1 protein-coding gene is annotated in these 611 nt (G+C 33.9%); it reads left to right on the forward strand.

The window, feature by feature from the left end; all coding sequences use genetic code 11:
- Positions 1-32: 32 nt before the first annotated feature.
- Positions 33-611 (forward strand): alpha-amylase family glycosyl hydrolase (locus IDG60_RS28285; RefSeq protein WP_346767049.1); only part of this gene is annotated, 579 nt, incomplete at its 3' end.

Genomic DNA, 611 nt, shown 5'->3' on the forward strand with positions numbered 1-611 from the left:
CGTCCTTTATTACGTTATAAGGTGGTAATTGTGTGTCGAAAGAAATAGATTGGAGAAAATCCGTTGTATATCAAATTTATCCTAAGTCGTTTAATGATACGACGGGGAATGGTATAGGAGATATCAACGGAATTATAGAAAAATTGGATTATATCAAGTTATTGGGTGTTGATTATATTTGGTTAACACCAGTGTATGAATCACCTATGAATGATAATGGCTATGATATCAGCAATTATTTAGAAATCAATGAAGCCTTTGGAACGATGGATGATTTTGAAAAGTTAATCAAAGTTGCTCATCAAAAAGACTTGAAAGTGATGTTAGATATTGTTATTAATCATACGTCGACGGAGCATGAATGGTTTAAAGAAGCCCGTAAATCTAAAGATAACCCTTATAGAGATTATTACTTTTTCAGATCATCTGAAGACGGGCCGCCAACAAATTGGCATTCTAAATTCGGTGGTAATGCATGGAAGTATGATTCTGAGACAGATGAATATTATTTACATTTATTTGATGTCAGTCAAGCTGATTTAAATTGGGATAATCCGGAAGTACGTCAATCGTTATATCGCATAGTCAATCATTGGATAGACTTCGGCGTT

The organism is Staphylococcus sp. EG-SA-2 (assembly GCF_017152085.1).